The sequence below is a fragment of the Streptomyces olivaceoviridis genome, assembly GCF_014650115.1.
Lineage (GTDB): Bacteria > Actinomycetota > Actinomycetes > Streptomycetales > Streptomycetaceae > Streptomyces > Streptomyces olivaceoviridis.
In genome coordinates this window covers 1-1,083 of the sequence record NZ_BMUI01000109.1, presented here as the reverse complement: position 1 = coordinate 1,083, position 1,083 = coordinate 1, and the positions used below count along the sequence as shown (strand labels likewise).

Here is a 1,083-nt window from a genome sequence, read left to right as displayed (position 1 = left end):
TCAGATCTTGGGATTCGGCTGACGGGCCTCATCGTCGCGCGCTGTGCTGTGGGGATGGGGGATACCAGGCTGGAGCCGGTGGTGTTGTCCGAGACAGAGCGGCTGACGCTGCAGAACTGGGCCAAGCGCCGGTCCACGGCCCAGGGCTTGGCGAAGCGGGCGCAGATCGTGCTGTCCTGCGCAGCGGGCGGGAACAACACGGCCGTTGGAGCGCGGCTGGGCGTCGATCGCAAGACGGTGGCGCGGTGGCGCACGAGATTCCTGCGGGACCGGCTGGACGGCCTGTCCGACGACCCCCGGCCCGGGGTGCCCCGCACCATCACCGATGCCCAGGTGGAAGAGGTGGTGGTGCGTACCCTGGAGGAGGCGCCACCGGGCGGTACGCACTGGTCGAAGCGGGAACTGGCCCGGCAGGTCGGGATCTCGCCGACGAGTGTGCTGCGGATATGGCGTGCCTTCGGCCTTCAGCCATGGCGGACGGAGACGTTCAAGATTTCTCCGGACCCGTTGCTGACTGACAAGATCCGGGACGTGGTCGGGCTCTACCTCGCCCCGCCGGCGAACGCTGCGGTCTTCGCCGTGGACGAGAAACCGCAGATTCAGGCCCTGGAACGGACTGCCCCGGTGCTGCCGATGGTCCCCGGCATCCCTGAGCGGCGCAGTTTCGACTACGTCCGGCACGGCACCGTGGACCTGTTCGCGGCCCTGAACACCGCCACCGGAAAGGTGATCGGGAAGGTGTCGGCGCAGCACCGGGCGGCCGACTTCCGTGACTTCCTCGACGAGATCGACCGCCAGACCGATCCCGGTCCGGCGGTCCACGTGATCTGCGACAACCTCTCCGCCCACAAGGCGCCGGCCGTCCACAAGTGGCTGCTCGCACATCCCCGGTTCCAACTGCACTTCACCCCGACCTACTCGTCCTGGATCAACCAGGTCGAGCGGTGGTTCGCCGAGCTGGAACGGCGCTGCCTGGAACGCGGCGTGTTCTGCTCACTCGACGAGCTCAAGATCGCACTCGAGAACTGGATCAAGACCTGGAACGAGCAGGCCAGGCCCTTCAAATGGACCAAGACCGCAGAT

1 protein-coding gene is annotated in these 1,083 nt (G+C 67.2%); it reads left to right on the top strand.

Annotated elements, in window-relative coordinates; translation table 11 throughout:
- Positions 1–54: 54 nt before the first annotated feature.
- Positions 55–1,083 (top strand): IS630 family transposase (locus IE273_RS43110; RefSeq protein ID WP_189820552.1); only part of this gene is annotated, 1,029 nt, incomplete at its 3' end.